The sequence below is a fragment of the Pseudomonas sp. WS 5059 genome, from assembly GCF_012985525.1.
In the GTDB taxonomy this organism is placed as follows: domain Bacteria; phylum Pseudomonadota; class Gammaproteobacteria; order Pseudomonadales; family Pseudomonadaceae; genus Aquipseudomonas.
Window position 1 is genome coordinate 89,082 of sequence record NZ_JAAQWO010000004.1, and the last position, 19,590, is coordinate 108,671.

At 60.9% G+C, this 19,590-nt stretch carries 19 protein-coding genes; 12 read left to right on the forward strand and 7 right to left on the reverse strand.

The window, feature by feature from the left end; translation table 11 throughout:
• Positions 1-104: 104 nt before the first annotated feature.
• On the reverse strand, positions 105-1,709 hold the full coding sequence (locus tag HBO12_RS12835) for an alkaline phosphatase family protein (RefSeq protein WP_170042316.1): 1,605 nt from the start codon (positions 1,707-1,709) through the stop codon (positions 105-107).
• 159 nt (positions 1,710-1,868) lie between these two features.
• Positions 1,869-2,813, reverse strand: coding sequence for a LysR family transcriptional regulator (locus tag HBO12_RS12840; RefSeq protein ID WP_169953935.1), 945 nt, complete (start codon positions 2,811-2,813; stop codon positions 1,869-1,871).
• A gap of 155 nt (positions 2,814-2,968) precedes the next feature.
• On the opposite strand from HBO12_RS12840, the gene HBO12_RS12850 reads away from it, so the two are divergent.
• On the forward strand, positions 2,969-5,317 hold the full coding sequence (locus HBO12_RS12850; RefSeq protein WP_170042317.1) for a TonB-dependent receptor: 2,349 nt from the start codon (positions 2,969-2,971) through the stop codon (positions 5,315-5,317).
• 93 nt (positions 5,318-5,410) lie between these two features.
• On the opposite strand, the gene HBO12_RS12855 is transcribed toward HBO12_RS12850, so the two are convergent.
• A complete protein-coding gene (locus HBO12_RS12855; RefSeq protein ID WP_170042318.1) occupies positions 5,411-6,595 on the reverse strand; it encodes a CynX/NimT family MFS transporter in 1,185 nt (394 codons plus the stop codon).
• Positions 6,582-7,043 (reverse strand): nucleoside deaminase, encoded by a 462-nt coding sequence (locus HBO12_RS12860; protein ID WP_170042319.1) that lies wholly within the window; start codon positions 7,041-7,043, stop codon positions 6,582-6,584. Before HBO12_RS12860 ends, HBO12_RS12855 begins: the two co-directional genes overlap by 14 nt.
• A 104-nt stretch (positions 7,044-7,147) precedes the next feature.
• On the opposite strand from HBO12_RS12860, the gene HBO12_RS12865 reads away from it, so the two are divergent.
• From HBO12_RS12865 to HBO12_RS12915, 11 genes are all read left to right on the forward strand, one after another.
• Positions 7,148-7,999 carry a LysR family transcriptional regulator gene (locus tag HBO12_RS12865; RefSeq protein ID WP_170042320.1) on the forward strand — a complete coding sequence of 284 codons (852 nt, stop codon included), beginning with the start codon at positions 7,148-7,150 and terminating at the stop codon, positions 7,997-7,999.
• Between the two features lie 238 nt (positions 8,000-8,237).
• Positions 8,238-9,047, forward strand: coding sequence for an energy transducer TonB (locus tag HBO12_RS12870; protein ID WP_169953931.1), 810 nt, complete (start codon positions 8,238-8,240; stop codon positions 9,045-9,047).
• 42 nt (positions 9,048-9,089) lie between these two features.
• Positions 9,090-9,815 (forward strand): MotA/TolQ/ExbB proton channel family protein, encoded by a 726-nt coding sequence (locus HBO12_RS12875; RefSeq protein ID WP_169953930.1) that lies wholly within the window; start codon positions 9,090-9,092, stop codon positions 9,813-9,815.
• A gap of 1 nt (position 9,816) precedes the next feature.
• Positions 9,817-10,218 (forward strand): ExbD/TolR family protein, encoded by a 402-nt coding sequence (locus HBO12_RS12880; protein ID WP_029299521.1) that lies wholly within the window; start codon positions 9,817-9,819, stop codon positions 10,216-10,218.
• Between the two features lie 297 nt (positions 10,219-10,515).
• Positions 10,516-11,097 (forward strand): alpha/beta hydrolase, encoded by a 582-nt coding sequence (locus tag HBO12_RS12885; protein ID WP_032856553.1) that lies wholly within the window; start codon positions 10,516-10,518, stop codon positions 11,095-11,097.
• Between the two features lie 49 nt (positions 11,098-11,146).
• Positions 11,147-12,073 (forward strand): sigma 54-interacting transcriptional regulator, encoded by a 927-nt coding sequence (locus HBO12_RS12890; RefSeq protein WP_169953929.1) that lies wholly within the window; start codon positions 11,147-11,149, stop codon positions 12,071-12,073.
• A 149-nt stretch (positions 12,074-12,222) separates the two neighbouring features.
• The gene (locus tag HBO12_RS12895; protein WP_169953928.1) at positions 12,223-13,005 is read left to right on the forward strand and encodes a MetQ/NlpA family ABC transporter substrate-binding protein; all 783 of its coding nucleotides are present in this window, start codon (positions 12,223-12,225) and stop codon (positions 13,003-13,005) included.
• A gap of 474 nt (positions 13,006-13,479) precedes the next feature.
• Positions 13,480-14,145: an amino acid ABC transporter permease gene (locus HBO12_RS12900; RefSeq protein ID WP_169953927.1), complete on the forward strand. Its 666-nt coding sequence runs from the start codon at positions 13,480-13,482 to the stop codon at positions 14,143-14,145.
• Entirely contained in the window at positions 14,126-14,785 is a 660-nt protein-coding gene (locus tag HBO12_RS12905) for an amino acid ABC transporter permease (protein ID WP_076962043.1), read from the forward strand. Before HBO12_RS12900 ends, HBO12_RS12905 begins: the two co-directional genes overlap by 20 nt.
• Positions 14,782-15,558 carry an amino acid ABC transporter ATP-binding protein gene (locus HBO12_RS12910; protein WP_169953926.1) on the forward strand — a complete coding sequence of 259 codons (777 nt, stop codon included), beginning with the start codon at positions 14,782-14,784 and terminating at the stop codon, positions 15,556-15,558. Before HBO12_RS12905 ends, HBO12_RS12910 begins: the two co-directional genes overlap by 4 nt.
• Positions 15,555-16,421: a transporter substrate-binding domain-containing protein gene (locus HBO12_RS12915; RefSeq protein WP_170042321.1), complete on the forward strand. Its 867-nt coding sequence runs from the start codon at positions 15,555-15,557 to the stop codon at positions 16,419-16,421. The genes HBO12_RS12910 and HBO12_RS12915 overlap by 4 nt, the downstream gene beginning before the upstream one ends.
• Positions 16,422-17,020: 599 nt before the next feature.
• On the opposite strand, the gene HBO12_RS12920 is transcribed toward HBO12_RS12915, so the two are convergent.
• The 3 genes from HBO12_RS12920 to HBO12_RS12930 form a co-directional block, all read right to left on the reverse strand.
• Positions 17,021-17,413: a hypothetical protein gene (locus HBO12_RS12920; RefSeq protein ID WP_169953924.1), complete on the reverse strand. Its 393-nt coding sequence runs from the start codon at positions 17,411-17,413 to the stop codon at positions 17,021-17,023.
• Positions 17,410-18,825: a PAAR domain-containing protein gene (locus tag HBO12_RS12925; RefSeq protein ID WP_170042322.1), complete on the reverse strand. Its 1,416-nt coding sequence runs from the start codon at positions 18,823-18,825 to the stop codon at positions 17,410-17,412. The genes HBO12_RS12920 and HBO12_RS12925 overlap by 4 nt, the downstream gene beginning before the upstream one ends.
• A 128-nt stretch (positions 18,826-18,953) precedes the next feature.
• Positions 18,954-19,433: a hypothetical protein gene (locus tag HBO12_RS12930; RefSeq protein WP_169953920.1), complete on the reverse strand. Its 480-nt coding sequence runs from the start codon at positions 19,431-19,433 to the stop codon at positions 18,954-18,956.
• Positions 19,434-19,590 lie beyond the last annotated feature (157 nt).

Genomic DNA, 19,590 nt, shown 5'->3' on the forward strand with positions numbered 1-19,590 from the left:
TCGCGAAAGCGGCGGATCAGCCAACACAGTTGTTAACTGACATACCGCTTTCGCGAGCAAGCCCGCTCCCACACTAGCCCGCGTCCCACAGGGGATTTTGGGGGTTACCAAACCCCAATCTGCACCACCTTTTCCGCTTCCGGCTCCCCATAACGAAACCGCTGGCCCCGCAGGTCAATCTCCGCGTGGCTGATGGTGGTGCGCCGCTTCAAACCCCGCAGCCATTCGAACAGATAGCCCTGATGCTCTTCGCGCACCGGGGCATACGCCGGGTCAGCGCCCAAATCGTGCAGTTCCTGGGGATCGTTTTCGAGGTCGAACAGCTGCGCGCGAAAGCCGTCATAGGCCAGGTATTTCCAGCGTTCGCTGCGCACCATGGTCATGCGGCAACGGTCGATCGGCTGCGCCAGGCGTTCGCGGGCCGGGGCCTGGAAGGCGTAGTCGTACTCGGCAATGGCGTAGCGGCGCCAGTCGGTTTCCAGGCCATGCAGCAGCGCGATCAACGAGCGGCCTTCCAGGCGATGCTCGGCGTTGGGCAGGCCCAGGGCCTCAAGGAACGTGGGCAGGGCATCGATGGTTTCCACCAGGCGCGCGTCCACCGTACCTCGACTGATATCGGCAGCGGCACGCGGGTCGCGGACAATCAGCGGAACCCCCACCGCCGGCTCCAGCAAAAACTCTTTTTCGCCCAGGTGGTGGTCGCCGAGGAAGTCGCCATGGTCGCTGGTGAACACAATCAGCGTGTCATCCCAGCGGCCAGTGCTGTGCAGCACATCGAACAGTCGGCCGAGCTGGTCATCCACCTGCTTGATCAGGCCCATGTAGGTGGGAATCACCCGTAGCCGTACCTCGTCGCGGGAAAAATTCAGGCTCTCCTGGTGTTGGCGGAAGGCCTGGTACACCGGGTGATCGCTGGCCTGCCCGGGCTCGGCGCGGATGGGCGCCTGCACCTGATCGGCGCCATACAACGCGTGATACGGCGCAGGCGCGATATAGGGCCAGTGCGGCTTGATGTACGACAGGTGCAGGCACCAGGGCTGCTCGCCTTGTTCGTGGATAAAGTCGATGGCGCGGTCGGTGGTGTAGACCGTCTCCGAATGCGCCTCGTCCACCCGCGCCGGCAAGTGGGCGTTGCGCATTTGCCAGCCACTCAGGACTTCCCCGTCTTCGCCGGCGGCGGCGTTGGCCCATTCATGCCAGGGGTTGGCGCCGGCATAACCCTGTTCGCGCAGGTAGTGGGTGTAGGGCGCGGACTCGCGCTTGCTTTCGAACAGCGGGCTGTCGGGGAAGATCCCGTCATGGCGAAAGTACGCCTCGAATCCGACCTCGTTGAGTGGCTGCGCTTGCGCGCTGTCGGGGTCGATCTCCAGGCGTTGCAAGGCGTCGAGATTGGGCGTGGCGTGGGTCTTGCCCACCAGCGCGGTGCGGATGCCGTGGGGGCGCAGGTAGTCGCCGATGGTCAGCTCTTCCAGGGGCAGCGGCACGGCGTTCCATGCCACTTGATGGCTGCTGACGTAGCGCCCGGTATAGGCCGACATGCGCGACGGCCCGCAGATCGTGCCCTGGGTGTAGGCGCGACTGAAACGCACGCCGGCGGCGGCCAGGCGATCGATATTGGGCGTGTGCAGGTGGGCGTGGCCGTAGCAGGAAAGGTAATCGCGACGCAGTTGGTCGCACATGATGTAGAGCACGTTGCGCACAGGGGACATGAGGGTTTACCGAACGGGGAACAGGCGGTGTTTTTCGCCGGTGAAGCGGGGGTGAGGCAAGTGCATTTGGGGAATGAGGTTTATGCAGTCGGTGCATGGTCAGCCCACATTGGAATGCGATCAACCTGTGGGAGCGGGCTTGCCCGCGATAGCGGTCGTTCAGACCGCAAGATTCTCCAGCTCACACACCTGCTCATCCTGCTCATCCACCTCCTTGATCTGCTCGATCATCGCCTCCGCCAGCGGCGACAACCGATACCCCGCCCGGCTGACGATGCCATAGCGGGTGTAACGCTCCTCCAGGTCTTCGGCCAGGCCGTCGATCTTCAAGCACACCAAGTCGCCCCGGGCCATGTGCAGCACGTCGCTGTTGGCGCTGACGATACCGATGGCGTCGGAACGCAGCACCACCCCCAGCAGGCTGTAGCCGTTCTCGCATTCGACATTGGGCGTGTAGTCCGGCCGGCCGCTGAGGTCGACGATGACCTTGCGCAGGTTCGGCGGGCGGATGGTCACGGCCAGGGGATAACTCATCAGCTCGGCGGCGCTGACACTTTCGCGCTGGGCCAACGGGTGCCCGCTGCGGCAGCAAAAGTGCCATTTGCGCGGGCGCAGGCGGTGGGTCTGGTAGTCGGGGTTGGCTTCGAAGTGGCGGGTGTCGGCGACGAAGAATTCGAACTCTTCGCTGAGCAGGCGCTTGCCCAGGCTTTGCCAGTCATCCACCTGGAACTGCACGCGAGCCTTGGGGTAGCGCCCGATAAAGCTGCCGATCGCGCGCGGGATCAACCCGGCCGCCGGGGCCGGGCCGCAGCCAAAGCGCAGCTCGCCGGCTTCCAGGCCGTTGAACTGGCTGATCTCGTTGGCCAACTGCTGCGCGCCGCTGACCAGGCGCCGTGCATGTTCCAGCAGCACCTGGCCTTGCTTGGTCGGGGCCAGGTCCTTGCGCCCGCGATCCACCAGTTGGCAGCCGGCACTGTGCTCCAGGGCCTGGATGCTACGGCTGAAGGCCGATTGCGACAGGTTCACGGTGGTCGCGGCCGCGACAAAGCTGCGCTGTTCGGCGAGGGCGATGAAGTGACGGAGCTGGCGCAAGTCGATATGCATTTTTCACATTAAAAATATCGGGGAAATGCATTGGCTATGCATTAGGTCGACTCCTTATAAAGGCTATCTCTTATGCAGTAAATGTTTGTAAAAACATAAATAAATAACTTTATAGAATATGTAACTGTGCATATTCCGCGATTCCGGAGCCGCTTATGAGTGTGTCGAAGCCCGCTGTACCGTCTTCCCCCTGGCGGCTCAAGCGCCTGCCCCTGGCGCTGTTGCTGGCGGGCAGTGCCAGTTGGTTGCCGAGCCAGGCCGCCGAAACACCCGCCCCCGCGCGCAAGGGCGAGAGCGCCAGCGGGCAACTGGAAACGGTCACCGTGACGGCCCGCCGCCGCACCGAAAGCGCCCAGGAAGTACCCACGCCCATGAGTGTGATCGGTGGCCAGGCGCTGGAAAGCCAGCGGGTCTATCGGATCCAGGATTTGCAGCAACTGGTGCCCAGCGTCAACGTCGCCTACATGCATGCGCGCCAGTCCAGCGTGTCGATTCGCGGCCTGGGCAACAACCCGGCCAGCGATGGCCTGGAAGGCAGTGTCGGGCTGTATATCGATAACGTGTACCTCGGGCGCCCGGGCATGGCGGTATTCGACCTGATGGACATCGAGCAGCTTGAGGTCTTGCGCGGCCCGCAAGGCACGCTGTTTGGCAAGAACACCACGGCCGGGGTGATCAATATCAGCACCCGCGCGCCGAGCTTCACCCCGGAGCGCAGCATCGAGACCTCGGTGGGCGAAGACGGTTATTTCCAGACCAAGGGCACGATTTCCGGGCCGCTCAACGATGAGCTGGCCGGGCGCTTTTCGGCCTATCGCACCCGCAGCGACGGCGATATCCAGAACCAATACAACGGCCACGACCTCAACGGCGGTTCACGCCAGGGCTTTCGCGGGCAACTGCTGTACAAGCCCAGCGAGGCGTTCAACCTGCGCTGGATCGGCGACTACAACGAAGAGGACTCCAGCGCCGGCACCCGCGTGCTGTACAGCACCGGCCCGACCATCAACGGCACCAACCTCTACCAATCGCGGGCCGATGCGGCCGGGGCGACCCTGGTCAACGGCTCCCACCGCAAGGTCAACCTGGACAACGACCAGCGCGTCACAGTGTTCCAGGGTGGCACGTCCCTTGAGGCCAACTGGACCCTGCCCAGCGACTTCACCCTGACCTCGGTCAGCGCCTACCGCTGGTGGAATTTCACCCCGCGCAACGACGACGGCCTTAACGTGCCGGCCTCGTATAACGCTGGCGTATCGGTGGAAGATAAACAGTGGTCCCAGGAGTTTCGCCTGGCCTCGCCTACCGGTGGGTTCTTCGATTACGTGGTGGGCGCTTACTACTTTGGCTCCGACCTGGACAACAAATCCTTCGCTTACTACGGGCCCCAGGCCGATATCTGGAACGGCACGCCAGCAGGGGCCTTGAGCAATGTCAGCAGCGTCGGCAACGGGCATATCCGCACCGACAGTTTTGCCCTGTTCGCCCAGGGCACCTGGCACCTTACCGAACGCCTGGATTTCACTGCCGGCCTGCGCGGCACCTATGAAGAAAAAAGCGCCTCGGTCAGCCGCAACGCGCCGCAAGGTGGCGCAACGGTGGCGGGCGCGGCGGCGACCGCACGCCGTGGCCGTGCCGGAGCCTACGATTCGGGCGATCTCAACCAGTACAGCACCAGCCCTTCTGGCCTGCTCAACCTCAGCTACCGTTTCAGCGATGACTTGCTCGGCTATGCGACCTTGTCCCACGGTGAGAAATCCGGCGGGGTCAACCTGGCAGTGGGCTCTGCCCCGACCGCTGGTGCAGACTCGCTGTTGATCGGCACCGAGCGCGCCAACAACGCCGAGTTGGGCTTTAAGAGCACGCTGTGGGACCGTCGCCTGCAACTCAACGCCAACCTGTTCTGGACCCAGGTCAACGGCTACCAGACCAACGCCTACGACTATGGCAACCGCGTGCAGTACCTGACCAACGCCGGCTCCGTGCGCTCGCGTGGGGTGGAGCTGGAAAGCACCCTGGTGCCGATCCGTGGCCTGACGCTGAACATCAATGGCTCGTTCAACGATGTGCGCTACCTGTCGTACAAAGATGCGCCATGCCCACCGGAAGTCAGCCTGCGCCCGGGTGCACCGGCCTCGTGCGATCTCAGCGGGCACCCGGTGGTGGGCGCCTCGAAGTGGATTGCCAACGCCAACGGCGAATACAAGTGGAACCTGGATAACGGTTTGGAGCCCTACGTCACCGCAAGCTATGCCTACCGCTCCAAGGCGGTGGGTACGGTGGAGGATTCGGATTACGGGCAGATCCCGGGTTATGCGGTGGTCAACCTGTCCACCGGCCTGCGCGGCGATTTCCAGCAGGGTCAGTGGGACGTGTCGCTATGGCTGAAAAACGCCTTCGACAAGACCTACTACACCACCCTGTGGACAGGCGGCAACGGTGGCTATGAAGGGCTGCTGGGCACCCCGCGCACGCTGGGGGTGACCGGGCGCTACGACTTCTAGCCCCCCATCCGTAGGAGCCGGCTTGCCGGCGATAGCGGTCTATCGGTCACCGGATCGATATCTGACCCACCGCCATCGCCGGCAAGCCGGCTCCTACAGCAGGGCGGCTTCGCGCGCAGGCTCTGTGCGGTAGGTGGCCGGGCTGAAGACCCGGGTCACCACCAGCATCGCGATCACCGTCACGGTCAGCACTATCCAGGCGCTGACAAAACTGCCGGTGAGTTCGCGCAGCCAGCCGGTCATCCACGGCGACACGGCATTGATCAGAAAACCCACGCCCTGCACGAATGCCGCCAGTTGCCCGGCTTCCCGTGGGTCGCGGCGATGGTCCAGGGTCAACAGCAGGCTCAGGGCAAAACATGCCCCCAGGCCGAAGCCGATCAGCGCCACCCACAGGTGCGGGTATTGCAGCGGCGCCAGCAGCAGGCCGAGGTAGCCCACGGTCTGGGCCAGCAGGCTGATGGTCAGCAAGGGCCGGCGGTCGATACCGCGTTGCGCCAGCGCCGGCATCAACAGCGCGGCAATCACCTGGAAAATCGTCATGAACGCCAGCAGCGAGCCACTGGGCAGCACGCCCCAACCCAGTTGCTGGTAGTACGCCGGCAGCCACGCCACCATGCTCATGTACCCGCAGTTCACCAGGCCGAAATACAGCGCCAGTAACCAGGCGCGACGATTGCGCAGGCCCTGGAGCGGCGCGCTCACCTGCAGGTTCTTCGCCGCGCCCAACGGCAGCCACGCCCACAGCAGCAACGCGCCGAGCGCCGGCAGCAGCCAGATGCCAAGGCCGGCCTGCCAGTGCTGGAAATGGCTGGCCACCAGCGGGCTGAGCAGTGCCGCCAAGCCACCGCCACCCATCAACGAGGCTGAGTACACCCCCATCGCCAGTGGCACCCGGTGGTGGAACTGGCGCTTGATCATCGCCGGCACCAGCGCCTGGATCAGCGCTACCCCGGCGCCGCCCAGCAACGCCGTGGCCAGCAGTGCCGGTGCCTGGCCCAGCAGCCAGCGCGCCAGGCACGCCAGCAGGATCATCATCAAGCCCAGGGCAATCCCGCGTCGTTCGCCCAGCTGCGCCTCGACACGGATGCCCACTAGCGCCACCAAACCCATGCACACCACCGGCAGGCTGGTGAGCAAGGCACTGCTCTGGAAACTCAGGCCGGTGGCCAGGCGGATTTCCCCGAGCAACGGGCTGATAGAGCTGAGGATCGGCCGCAGGTTGAGGCCCAGCACGACCAGCAGGCCCCAGCCGGCGAGGGATTTATTCAGGGTCATGCAGGGTTTTCCATTGACGGTAAAGGGCTTGCATGGCCGGCACAGGCAAGTGCTCGACGGGCAAGGGCTGTGCGCTCAGTGCCAGGCCCATCTGCTGGTAAATCGCTGCGGTCGACAGGCCAAAAGGCGCGGCCATTTCATTGCTCGCGGCAAACACCACGCGGGATACGCCGCACATATACATCGCGCCCAGGCACATCGGGCACGGCTGGCCGCTGGCGTAGATCACACAGCCTTCAAGGCGTGGGCCCAGTTGCTCGCTGGCGCGGCGAATGGCGAGCATCTCGGCGTGGGCAGTGGGGTCCTGGTCGAGGTGGATCTGGTTGACCGCTTCCACCAACACCTCGCCGTGCTTGACCAGGACGGCGCCAAACGGCCGTCCGCCACAGGCCACGTTGTCCTGCGCCAGGGCAACGGCGTGTTGCAGATGACGCTGATCGTCAGTCATGGAAAATCTCCCCTCTCGGTGAACGCGAAGTATGGCCACCGCCTGGGGTATTCTGAAATTAAATATAACCATGCCAACCAGTGGCAAACCCGATGGTGGTGTTCATGTTCGATCCCGTGCTGTTGCGCAGTTTTGTCGCCGTTGTCGATTGTGCGAATTTCACCCGCGCCGCCGAACGCCTGCACCTCACCCAATCCACGGTCAGCCAGCAATTGCGCCGCCTGGAAGACAGTGTCGGCTGCCGCTTGCTCGACCGTGATCAGCGCCGGGTGGTGGCAACGGTCGAGGGTGAACGCCTGCTGGCCTATGCGCGGCGCATCCTGGCACTCAACGAAGAAGCCGCCGATGTGCTGATCAACCAGCAGAGCGACGGTGTGCTGCGCCTGGGCGTGCCCGAGGATTTTGCCGCCGAGCGCTTGATGCCGTTGCTGTCGGCGTTTGTCGTGGCCTACCCACGGGTGCGCCTGGAGGTCACCAGCGGCCTGGGGCCGGCGCTGTTGCGCCAGTATCGCGGCGGTGAGTTCGATGTGTTGCTGGTCAAGCAGATGGGCGACAGCGACGACTGCCTGGCCTCCTGGCCGGAGCCGTTGTGCTGGGTCGACAGCCGCCACATGCCGGCCCTGGGCCGCGACCCATTGCCCTTGGTGGCGTTCCCGGTGGGCGGCCTGTACCGCAATGAAATGCTCCAGCACCTGGAAGTCGGTGGCTGGCGCTGGCGCATTGGCTATTCCAGCGCGAGCCTGGCCAGTGTGTGTTCGGCGGTGGCGGCGGGGTTGGGCATCAGCCTGCTGCCTGAGCGGGTGGTGCAGGCCGGGCATGTGGTGCTCGGCGCCGACAGTGGTTTGCCCGCGGTGCAGGGCGTGCGGCTGGCGCTGTATGGGCGCAATGGGATGGGGGCGGCGGGGCAGAGCCTGCAGGGGCAATTGTGGGATTTATGCGAGGCCAGCCCGCGCTGAGCCATGCCTTTGAGGAATATTTTGCATGCCCGCAAAGCATCATGATTTTGCCTCTCGCCGCCAGGCCGCGTGGGGCGTGGCTTTGGGCCAAGCGCTGATTTTTCATATTCCTGTTTGGTCTATGTATAACTTTAAAGATTACTTTAAGAGATAAGCGTCTGCCCCCGATGATTCAGCTCTCGACGGTCGCCCCGCAGGCCCGTCGGTTTTTTCGCTGAAGACAGCAGGGAGTGAATCAATGGGCAATGTCCAGACCGCCGCCAGTGCACATGAGGCGCAGTGGCGCCAGGCACCGAGTGGTGAGTTGGTCGACCTTGGCCGGCCGCATCGCGCGCCCTTGGGGCAGTTGCGTTTGCAGAAAACCCCCAAGGGGATCTTGAGCCGCCGTGAAGGCATTTTATTGGGCCTGTTGGCGCTGGCGCTGCATGGCGCGGTGATCTACTGGGTCAGCCAGAAACCGGTGCCGGTGCTGCCGATTGTGCCGCCGGAAATTCCACCGATGACCATCGAGTTTTCCCAGCCGGCGCCGCCGGTGGTGGAACCGCCGCCGCCTGTACCGCCACCGCCGCCAGTTGTAGAACCACCGCCACCGGTCGTGGATGAGTTGGCGGCCAAGCCGGCGCCACCCAAGCCGGTTCCCAAGCCCAAGCCAAAACCTGTGCCCAAGCCCGAACCCAAGCCGGTGCCCAAAGCCGTCGAACAGCCGCCTGCGCCACCCCAGCCGGCACCCCCCGCGCCCACGCCAGCTGCGCCTGCGCCGGCACCGGTGACGCCTGCTTCGGCCAACGCTGCGTACCTGAAGAACCCGGCGCCCGAGTACCCATCACTGGCCCAGCGCCGTGGCTGGGAAGGCACGGTGTTGTTGCGGGTGCATGTATTGGCCAGCGGCAAGCCCGGTGAAATCCAGGTGCAAAAGAGCAGCGGTCGCCAGCAACTCGACGACGCCGCACTCAGCGCCGTGAAGCGCTGGAGCTTCGTGCCCGCCAAGCAGGGCGACGTGGCCCAGGATGGCTGGGTCAGCGTACCTATCGATTTCAAGATTCATTGAGCCTTTGCTCGACACTCTATCGCTTACACCGAGGACCGCATCATGACGTTACTGGCATCTCCACTTGAATCCATCGAAAGCGCGGTGATCTGGCTGCTGGTGGTTTTTTCCGTCGCCACCTGGGGCCTGGCCCTGCTCAAGGGCGTGCAGTTCGGCCGCCTCAAGGCCCAGGATCGCAAGTTCCACAAACAGTTCTGGGCAGCGTCGAGTCTCGATTCGGCCGCCGAACTGAGCGAAACCCACCCCGGCGCCGCCGCCCGTGTGGCCCAGGCCGGGTATGCCGCGATCCAGGTCGGTGATGCGCCGCACGCCGCTGACTTGAGCCAGGCGATCAACCACCAGGACCGCCTCGAACGTGCCCTGCGCCAGCAGATCGTGCGTGAGCGGCGCTCCCTGGAAACCGGCCTGGCCGTGGTCGCGAGTATTGGCAGCACCTCGCCCTTTATCGGGCTGTTCGGCACCGTGTGGGGGATCATGGAAGCGTTGAAAGGGATCAGCGCCGCGGGCTCCGCCAGCCTCGAAACCGTGGCCGGGCCCATCGGTGCGGCGCTGGTCGCGACCGGCGTGGGGATCGCCGTCGCCGTACCGGCGGTACTGGTCTACAACTATTTCCTGCGTCGCCTGAAGCTGACGGCTGCCGACCTGGATGACTTCGCCCATGACTTCTACAGCCTGGCGCAGAAAAATTCGTTCCGCGTGCTGGTCCACCCGGCGCTGCACAAAAACGCCGCCCAGGGCAGCGCGCAAAAAGTGAAGGAGGCGTCCTGATATGGCCTTCTCCACCCAAGACAGCGACGAGGTACTGAGTGAGATCAACGTCACGCCCCTGGTGGACGTGATGCTGGTACTGCTGGTGGTGTTTATCGTCACCGCCCCGCTGTTGACCAATGCGATCCCGATCAACCTGCCCAAGACCGAGGCCGTGGCCCCGGTGGAGCAGAAAGACCCGTTGGTGGTGAGCATCGACGGCGCCGGCAAAGTGTTTATCAACAAGGATGAAATCCAGCCGGACCTGCTGGAATTCAACCTGCAGGCCGCCAAGGCGAAGGACCCAGAGGTGCGGGTACAACTGCAGGCTGACGATGGTGTGAACTATGGCGAAGTGGCTCGGGCCATGGCGTCGATTGAGCGAGCGGGAATTACCAAGCTGTCGGTGATTACTGCGCGTTAGTGTCAACAGCCTCGACAATTTTTTGGCCGTCTCCTTGGCAGGGTGCGGCCTTTTTTTTGCCTGTGATTTAAGCCGTCTGCCCAACCCCTGTAGGAGCTGGCTTGCCAGCGATAGCGGTGAGTCAGTCGATGAATGTTTCGGCGGACACGGCGCAATCGCTGGCAAGCCAGCGCCTACATTTTGAGCGAAAAGGTTTTGTGTTTTTGGTTATTAATAAATAGCTTCTTATTCCTTAACGAATATATGCCCCGTCCCTATACTGGTCAGCAACGTTAAACGCTGCAGGAGGGCACACCCATGCACAGCGAGTTGATCCGTTACCTGATCGTGCCGGGCTGGCAAGGATCGCCAGAAGATCATTGGCAAACCCATTGGCAGAACAGCCTGCCCAACAGCGCCCGCGTGGAGCAGGCCGACTGGTTGACCCCGCGCCGCGAAGACTGGGTGGCGGCCCTGGCTGAAGCCATTGCGGCCGACAGCACCCCGGTGATTCTCATCGCCCACAGCCTGGGTTGCATCACCGTGGCGCACTGGGCGGCCAGCGCGCCATTGCAGTTCCTGCGCCAGGTGCGCGGGGCCTTGCTGGTGGCCCCGGCGGATGTCGAGCGCCCCGCGTGTGCGCCGGCGTTGCGCAACTTTGCACCGATTCCGCGCGACCTGTTGCCGTTTCCCAGCCAGGTCGTCAGCTCCGACAACGACAGTGCGGTCAGCGCCCCTCGGGCCCTGGAGCTGGCGCGGAACTGGGGGGCTGAAGCCGGAATTCTCGCAGGCGCCGGGCATATCAACGTGAAGTCCGGCCACCAGCGCTGGGAGCAGGGTTTCGCCTACCTCTATCGCCTGCAAAACCGTCTGGAGCATCACTCCCGGCGCCGCGCCTAATACTTTTCAACGCCCCGTCCCTTAAGTGGAATTGGGGCGGGAGCCTGCCATGAGCCTGCATGAAACCTTTGGCCAGCCACTGCTGACCTTCCCCGATGCCGAAAAAAGCCCCTTGAGCATCCGCGCCAAGGCGCTGGTATTTGTCGACCCCCGTTCCCGGCAACTGCGCGAAGACCTTCAAAGCCTGGCCCCGCGTGCCTTGCCCGTACTGATTCGCGGCGAAACCGGCAGCGGCAAAGAGCTGCTGGCGCGCCATATCCATCGCGGCAGTGACCGCAGCGGCCTGTTTGTGTCGGTCAACTGCGGTGCGATCAGCCCCACTTACGCCGATGCCGAACTGTTCGGCTATGCCGCCGGCAGCCACAGCGGCGCGGCCAGCAGCCGCGCCGGTTGGTTCGGCTCGGCCAACGGCGGCACCTTGTACCTCGATGAGATCGGTGACTTGCCGCTGCCGATCCAGATCAAGCTGCTCGCCGCCCTGGAAAACCACGAAGTCACTCGCGTCGGCGCCCATCAGCCGAGCCCGGTGGACGTGCGCCTGGTCGCTGCCACCAGCATCGACCTGGCCCAGGCGGTGGCCGTGGGTAAATTCCATGAGCGCCTGTTCCATTACCTCAGCGAAGGCCAGCTGGAACTGCCGGCGCTGCGCGAGCGCGTAGGCGACATCCTGTCCCTGGCCGAGTACTTCCTGGGGATCTACAGCCAGCGCCTGGACCTGCCGGTGCCGTTGATCAGCGAGGACGCGCAACGGGTGCTGGAGCAGCACAGTTGGCCGGGCAATACGCGGGAGCTGGAGAACGTGATCCACTTTGCGCTGCTGGTCAGCAGCGGCGATGAGATCTTGCCGGAGCATCTGAACCTGCCGGTGGCGTCGGTGGCGCAGATTGAGCATCAGGTGCGACAGATCCTGAGCAGCGGCAGCGAAGTCGAGCGCGCAGCGTTGACGCGTCTGTTTCAGGGCTTGGGCTCTGTATGAGCAAAATGGAATATCAAAGTGAATAAAAGGTATTGTTCGGGAATAAAAAATATCGGTATTGTCCATTCCACGCCGCGATAGCACATCGCTGGCACCCCCATAAGAAGCGGCCGTCACCGACGTCCCGGATTTTCGATTAAGGACACTGCATGAAAAAGGTTCTGTTGTTCACCGCCCTGGCGGCGGCCCTGACTGCCGGTATCGCTCAAGCCAACGAAAAACTGGTGGTCGCGGCCACGCCGGTGCCGCACGCCGAGATCCTTGAGCTGATCAAGCCGACCCTGGCCAAAGAAGGCGTGGACCTGGAAATCAAGGTCTTCACCGACTACGTGCAACCGAACGTGCAAGTGGCCGAGAAGCGTCTGGACGCCAACTACTTCCAGACCCTGCCGTACCTGGAAAACTTCAACAAAGGTAAAGGCACCAACCTGGTCACCGTGATTGGCGTGCACGTAGAACCGTTTGGCGGCTACTCGAAGAAAGTCACCAAGCTTGAAGACCTGAAAGACGGCGCCACCGTGGCCATTCCCAACGAAGGCTCCAACAGTGGTCGCGCCCTGTTGCTGCTGCAGAAGGCCGGCCTGATTACCCTCAAGGACCCGAAAAACGCCCTGTCCACGCCAAAGGACATCGCCAGCAACCCGAAGAACCTGAAGTTCAAGGAACTGGAATCGGCCCTGCTGCCGCGCGTCCTGGACCAGGTTGACCTGGATATGATCAACACCAACTACGCCCTGGAAGCCGGCCTGAACCCGGCCAAGGATGCGTTGATCATTGAAGGCGCCGACTCGCCGTACGTGAACTATCTGGTAGCCCGTCCAGACAACAAGGACAGCGACGCCATCCAGAAACTCTCCAAGGCCCTGACCAGCCCTGAAGTCAAAGCCTTCATCGATAAGAAATACAGCGGCGCGGTGTTGCCGGCGTTCTGATTTGCCAAACCCCCTTCAAGGTTTGAACGCCGACGGCTGATACAGCGTCGGCGTTTTTTGTTGGGCAACGAGGATCAAAAATGTGGGAGCTGGCTCCCACACTGCGCTACAAATCCCGGCGGTTGATCGCCCGCCGCAGCGCCACCAGCCATTTCACCAAGTCCTGCGGGTCAATCGGTTTTGTCTCGCTCATCTGGCATTCCCTCGCTGTTAAATGGCCCTCAGTCTGGGCACGCGCTGTCCTTCCCTGTGGTTCAGCGCTGAAAAAAAGACCCTTCCTACACACCCCAAAACAATAGCTGTCACCCGGCAACCCGGCGAATCCGCCGGTTAGCTTTTTGGGTGATATCAATATGCTATTTCGGTATTTAAATTTTGGTTTTTATACCTTTAAAGTCAGCGCTTCCCGGCGTTACCCACGCTGGACCGGACTGCGTCTACGCCGCATTACCCCTGCGGCGCCCAGGACTTGAAATGACCTTCGACTACGCGTTTATCCTCAGCACCCTGCCGGCGTTTCTCAAGGCCGTGGGGGTGACCCTGCAAGTAGGCTTGATCGCCATCGGCACCTCGCTGCTGGTGGCGCTGATCAACTCGGCCCTGCTGGTGTTCCGCACGCCCTACCTGTCGCGCCTGGTAGCGCTGTATGTGGAGCTGGCGCGCAACACGCCGCTGCTGATCCAGCTGTTCTTCGTGTACTTCGCCTTGCCGGCCCTGGGCTTGAATATCTCCGGGTTCTGGGCGGCGATCATCACCATGACCTTTTTGGGCGGCGCCTACCTCACCGAAGTGCTGCGCGCTGGTGTGGAAGCGGTGCCGCTGGCGCAGATCGAGTCGGGCAAGTCCATCGGCCTGTCCGACTGGCAGTTGCTGCGCCATGTGATCCTGCCCCAGGCCGGGATCCTCAGCCTGCCGGCGCTGTTCGCCAATTTCATTTTCCTGCTCAAGGAAACCACCGTGGTGTCGGCGGTGGCGGTGCCAGAGATTCTCTACACCACCAAAAGCTACATCGCCCTCTACTACAAGACTTACGAGATGCTCGCCGTGCTCACGCTGATTTGCGTGCTGTTGTTCTTGCCGCTGTCGCTGCTGCTCAGCCGCCTGGAAAGGAGGCTCCAGCATGGCCAGTTCGGGTCTTGAATTGTTGTGGGTGTCGTTGCCGCAACTGGGCAAGGGCGCTGCACAAACCCTGTCGATTTCGTTTTTGAGCATCGCCTTCAGCACCATTGGCGGGGTGGTGTATGGGGTGCTGCGCACTTTGAATGTGCGGGCGATCAACCTGCTGCTGCGCATTTACCTGGAATTGTTCCGCGCGATTCCGGTGCTGGTGTGGCTGTATCTGCTGTTTTTTGGCCTGCCGATTTTCACCGGCCTGAGCATCCCCAGTTTCTGGTGCGCGGTGCTGGTGCTGTCGCTGTGGGGCGCCAGTGAAGTGGGCGAAGTGGTGCGCGGGGCCTTGCATTCGCTGCCGCGCGGGCAGCGGGAGGCGGGGCTGTCGATTGGCTTGTCGGCGCCGCAGCTCTACGGCTACGTGCTGTTGCCCCAGGCGCTCAAGCGCATGACGCCGCCGACCATCAACGTCTACACGCGGATCATCAAGACCAGCTCCCTGGCGGTGCTGATCGGCGTGGTGGACGTGATCAAGGTCGGCCAGCAAATCATCGAGCGCACTTACGAGTCGGTATTGATCTACGGCGCGCTGTTCCTGTTTTTCTTCTTTATCTGCTACCCGTTGTCGGCCGCCTCCAAGGTGCTGGAACGGCGCTGGGCCCAAGCATGAGCGCACTGATCGAGTTCCAGGGTTTCAATAAATTCTTCGGCGAACAGCAGGTGCTCAATGGCATCGACCTGAGGGTGCAAAGCGGCGAAGTGGTGGTGATCCTCGGCCCCAGCGGCTGCGGTAAAAGCACCTTGCTGCGCTGCCTCAATGGCCTGGAAGTGGCCCACAGCGGCAGCCTGCGGCTGGCCGGCAAAGAGCTGCTGGATAAACACACCGACTGGCGCCAGGTGCGCCAGGACGTAGGCATGGTGTTCCAGAGTTACCACCTGTTCCCCCATATGAGCGTGCTCGACAACATCCTGCTGGGCCCACTCAAAGTGCAAAAGCGCGAGCCCCGCGAAGCCCGTGAACAGGCGCAAAAACTGCTGGAGCGGGTAGGGCTCGCCGACAAGCGCGATGCGTTCCCGCGCCAGCTCTCGGGCGGCCAGCAGCAACGTATCGCCATCGTCCGTTCGCTGTGCATGAACCCCCAGGTCATGCTGTTTGACGAAGTCACCGCCGCCCTCGACCCGGAAATGGTCAAGGAGGTGCTGGAAGTGATCCAGGACCTGGCCCGCGATGGCATGACCCTGCTGATCGTTACCCACGAAATGGCCTTTGCCCGCGCCGTCGCCGACCGCGTGGTGTTTATGGAGGCTGGCCGCATCCTCGAACACAACACCCCCGAGGCCTTCTTTACGAACCCGCAGACCGCACGCGCGCAGCAGTTCCTCGAGAAATTCTCGTTTGTTTCAACACTGCCCAAGAAAATCAAGGAACTGGAGCTGTCATGAAAACTGCCAAGTTGTTACTGCCGCTGCTCGGCCTCGCCTTACTGGCCGGCTGCAACAAAACTGAAGAACCGGCCAAACCCGCCGCTGCCGCGCCGGCGGCGGTGAGTTACATCGACAAGATCAAGGCCCGCGACAAGCTGATCGTCGGCGTGTTTACCGACAAGCCGCCGTTTGGCTTTGTCGATGAAGCCGGGCGCTACGTCGGCTTTGATACCGACATCGGCCGCCGGTTTGCCAAGGACCTGCTGGGTGACGAAAACAAGGTCGAGTTCGTGGCCGTGGAGCCGGCCAGCCGCATTCCGTTTTTGCAGAGCGACAAGGTCGACCTGATCCTCGCCAACATGACCGTGACCCCGGAGCGCAAGGAAGCGGTGGAGTTCACCAACCCCAACCTGAAAGTCGCGGTCCAGGCCCTGGTGCCTAACGACAGCGTGGTCAAAAGCCTCGACGACCTGGCGACCCGTACCACCATCGTCACCACCGGCACCACTGCCGATATCTGGCTGACCAAGAACCACCCGGACTGGAAACTGCTCAAGTTCGAGAAAAACTCCGAGTCACTGCAAGCCTTGTCGGCTGGGCGTGGTGATGCCTATGCCCAGGACAACCTGGTGCTGTTCAGCTGGGCCAAACAGAACCCGGGCTATCGCGTGCTGGAAGAGAAACTGGGTGACGAAGCGCCGATTGCACCGGCGGTGAAGAAGGGCAATATCGAACTGCGCGACTGGGTGAATGCCGAGTTGGCCAAGTTGGGTGAAGAGAAGTTCTTGCTCAAGCTGTATGACCAGTACGTGCGTAAAGAACTGAGCGACGACACCAAGCCTGAGAGTGTGATTGTTGAAGGGGGTAAGTGGCAGGGTTGAAGTCGCTATTGCAGGCAAGTTGAAGGCTTCACCCGGCACTTTCTGCAATGAGGGCCGGGTGAGGCGCTGTCAGAATTACCAATACTTAATCAGGAAGTATGTAATTATCATCCAGGTAAAAGAAAAGATTATCGTCGTTAAGTTGATGACCAAATACCGTTTCAAGTGAGCAGGGAAATTTTTGAGATCGACCGGGTCTAGTTCACCAGTAATGATGGACGACCTAGGCCACACAATCATTCCGGTGATTTTTGATATTTCCAAAAGAGACCAAATCAAACCGCGCCTCCCAAGGCTAGGCCCCCAAATATAAATGTATCGACTGTTCTTCAGGGCCTCCTTTATAGCTTCGAGGTGACGGTGGCTTAGATACAGACTGTGGGCGATACCGGCAACGCCTATCAGCATTGGCGCCCCTAGAAAAAAATTGCAAACCAGAGAGGCCAACTATCGATAATGGTCATGGTTATGTAGTCTTGGCGATTGTTTTGTCCGTGTATTTTCCTCCCGGATCATTGATGAATTATATTCATCCATATCCAAGTCCCTATTAAGGCATGCTGTGCATACATAGGATCTCAATTGAGGTAACATCCGAATTACCTGTATTTCAATAAAAAGGCTACAGCTATCAACCAGACGAGTGGAATGCTCATCATCGTTAAGTTGACGATCAAATACCATTTCAAGTGAGGAGGGAAATTTTTGAGATCGAGTGGGTCTAGTTCTCCAGTCCTGATAGAGGGTTTGGGCCAAACGATCATTCCGGTGATTTTCGATATTTCCAGGATCGACCAAATAAAACCGCGCCTCCCCAAGCTCGGCCCCCAAATATAAATGTAGTGGCTGTTTTTCAATGCCTCCTTTATAGCGCCCAGATGACGGCGGCTCAGGTACAGGCTGTGGGCGATAGCGGCAACTCCGATCAGGCCCGGCGCACCACTTAGCATCCAAAAAGCCAGCCAGGACGTCCAGAAACCCTCTGTTATCATGGCAACGTTCTCTCATACATAATTTCTCCGCCTATTTCGCCACCCATAGCACCGAGAGTCGTACCTGCCCATGTGCCAACTCCCACTATCGCGGCGACACACACAACACCCCCGACACCTCCTGTAGATACGCCAATCGCCATGCAGATCGGACCGCTCGCCGAACGAGCTACCGCACCACCCACAGTACCAACCATCGTAGACCCTGCAAATTTCCCCCCCTCAACAAACTTAACCCTCTCACAAGCTTCCACAGTCCCCCCATTACACACCTCCTGAATAGCCAATAACGAAGACACGCCGCCAATACCAATGGCGATGTACCCGCCGGTCTTCATGTAGTTGGCTGCACGGCTGGTTGCTTCCACATGGGTGGCATACCCCGGAATTTGTCCGGGTGCTCCGGCCTTGCCCCAGTGATGCACCAGGCTGCGACTGGATATGCCGAGGGCGGTTTTCAGTTTGGGGTGATCGCCCAGGGTTGTCTGGCCACGCAGGCGAGTGGACTTCAACAGATGGGCATCCAACTGAGCCAGCAGGCGCTTGCGATCAGCGAGAAATTGCGGGGACTTGAGGTGTCCTTCCCGGCGATAGCTCCCTTGATGGAGACGCTCGATGGCTTGGAGGGTGTCGCGCAGGTTGCTCAGGTGCTGCTCTATCACCACCGCGCTGACGCCCAGCCAGGTTGAGGTGTGGCCGATAAACCCGGCGATTTCTGCGCCGTGCCGGTACAGAAAGTCGGCCTCCTCGGGTGTCAGGGGCTCCAGCGCTGCGTCTACTTGCTGGGCGGCCTGCATCAACAGGGCGTCCTGGTAAGTGCAGGCGGTGTTGTTCGGATCACTCAACACGATGATCGAGCCGGCTTTAACCTCGCCCTTATAGGGGTTAAGCCCCTGAAACTTGCTCATGACGGCGGGGTTGTGCTCGGGGAAAAGGACCGCCTCCAACGCTTCGCGGGTCATGCTTTTGGGGACCACGTAGAACCCAGGTTCCTGGGGCTCAACGCTGTTGAATACGGCTGGAGCGCGATTGCCTGAAAGCGCCAGGCTGGATGAGGTCGCAGCTGCCGGTCGGTGGGTAACGGGTGGCGCGGTGGGTTCGGCGGCTCGCCTGGCCACTCGCGGTGCAGTGCCTTGGTTGCTGTAGGTCGCCGTGTACACCGAGGGAATCAGCCGCGCTCGGCAGGGGCAACTGCTGAAACTGTCCAGCGTGCCCGCTACAAGTTTGCCATGACTCTCTATGTGCGATATGCCACCGATAATCTGATAGATCTTCCTGTCTATGCCGCATGTGACTTCGCCCCCTTCGCGGGCATGAAGCAGACCGAATATAGTTACCCTCACATCTCCATCCAGGACGATCCCGCCGCAGGTGGTCTTGTCACCGCGACCAATGAAATGACCTTCACTCATTGTTATTTCCTATTGTTTTCGGTCGGGTAATGACGCGTTGCGAGCGTCCATTAATTTTTTATTTGGAAGTGGTTAAGTGTTATCTAATTAGCGGGTAGTCAACTGGTGTACGGTTTGCGGTTAAGCACTCAAATAGATTGCAAAAAATCTTCAGCTTTCGACACTCCCGCACGTAATATGATCAACGAAGAACTTTGCGGTGTATTGATGATTTCGTCACCGTTACTGAGCACGCTGCCCACTAATGCAATATGGCTGTAGTCTGCTCCTGCGGCGGTTACAATTTGTGCTTTAGTGCCGTCGTTGTATACAGCGTAATCACCTTTCTGCGCGGCGTGTACGTGCTGCCCATTAGGCAGTTTGAATTCCATCGGAGAAGTGGCTTGTTCAATAACGCCACCGTTGCGGGTTTGGCTGCCTTGCGCTGCGATTCGGTAAATAGCGATAGGAGGATGGGCTTTTCTGTATTCTTGCTGTTGCCTGACGAGGGTCAACACCTCTTCGTTGCAGGTGTCTTGTATGTTCTCCGTGATTTTCGACTTGTCTAGGTCGCGGAGAAAGTCAGCGCAAGCTTCGTTGGTGTGACGTGCAGGCTGGGCTGTATTCATTTTATATTCTCGTTCATGACGTGTGTGTTGCACTAAGCTTGGTGTATGCAGTGATTAAAACTAGGTGTAAGTGTCAGGTCGTCAGCCTGAAGAGATATAGGTTTTAAGTAAAGTCGGATGCCTCCGAAGTTAAGCTCATAAAGTTCTGAAGGAAAAA

Coding starts and splice junctions, on each gene's coding strand:
- HBO12_RS12835 (WP_170042316.1), bottom strand. CDS start 1,709: ATGTCCCCTGTGCGCAACGTGCTCTACATCATGTGCGACCAACTGCGT.
- HBO12_RS12840 (WP_169953935.1), bottom strand. CDS start 2,813: ATGCATATCGACTTGCGCCAGCTCCGTCACTTCATCGCCCTCGCCGAA.
- HBO12_RS12850 (WP_170042317.1), top strand. CDS start 2,969: ATGAGTGTGTCGAAGCCCGCTGTACCGTCTTCCCCCTGGCGGCTCAAG.
- HBO12_RS12855 (WP_170042318.1), bottom strand. CDS start 6,595: ATGACCCTGAATAAATCCCTCGCCGGCTGGGGCCTGCTGGTCGTGCTG.
- HBO12_RS12860 (WP_170042319.1), bottom strand. CDS start 7,043: ATGACTGACGATCAGCGTCATCTGCAACACGCCGTTGCCCTGGCGCAG.
- HBO12_RS12865 (WP_170042320.1), top strand. CDS start 7,148: ATGTTCGATCCCGTGCTGTTGCGCAGTTTTGTCGCCGTTGTCGATTGT.
- HBO12_RS12870 (WP_169953931.1), top strand. CDS start 8,238: ATGGGCAATGTCCAGACCGCCGCCAGTGCACATGAGGCGCAGTGGCGC.
- HBO12_RS12875 (WP_169953930.1), top strand. CDS start 9,090: ATGACGTTACTGGCATCTCCACTTGAATCCATCGAAAGCGCGGTGATC.
- HBO12_RS12880 (WP_029299521.1), top strand. CDS start 9,817: ATGGCCTTCTCCACCCAAGACAGCGACGAGGTACTGAGTGAGATCAAC.
- HBO12_RS12885 (WP_032856553.1), top strand. CDS start 10,516: ATGCACAGCGAGTTGATCCGTTACCTGATCGTGCCGGGCTGGCAAGGA.
- HBO12_RS12890 (WP_169953929.1), top strand. CDS start 11,147: ATGAGCCTGCATGAAACCTTTGGCCAGCCACTGCTGACCTTCCCCGAT.
- HBO12_RS12895 (WP_169953928.1), top strand. CDS start 12,223: ATGAAAAAGGTTCTGTTGTTCACCGCCCTGGCGGCGGCCCTGACTGCC.
- HBO12_RS12900 (WP_169953927.1), top strand. CDS start 13,480: ATGACCTTCGACTACGCGTTTATCCTCAGCACCCTGCCGGCGTTTCTC.
- HBO12_RS12905 (WP_076962043.1), top strand. CDS start 14,126: ATGGCCAGTTCGGGTCTTGAATTGTTGTGGGTGTCGTTGCCGCAACTG.
- HBO12_RS12910 (WP_169953926.1), top strand. CDS start 14,782: ATGAGCGCACTGATCGAGTTCCAGGGTTTCAATAAATTCTTCGGCGAA.
- HBO12_RS12915 (WP_170042321.1), top strand. CDS start 15,555: ATGAAAACTGCCAAGTTGTTACTGCCGCTGCTCGGCCTCGCCTTACTG.
- HBO12_RS12920 (WP_169953924.1), bottom strand. CDS start 17,413: ATGATAACAGAGGGTTTCTGGACGTCCTGGCTGGCTTTTTGGATGCTA.
- HBO12_RS12925 (WP_170042322.1), bottom strand. CDS start 18,825: ATGAGTGAAGGTCATTTCATTGGTCGCGGTGACAAGACCACCTGCGGC.
- HBO12_RS12930 (WP_169953920.1), bottom strand. CDS start 19,433: ATGAATACAGCCCAGCCTGCACGTCACACCAACGAAGCTTGCGCTGAC.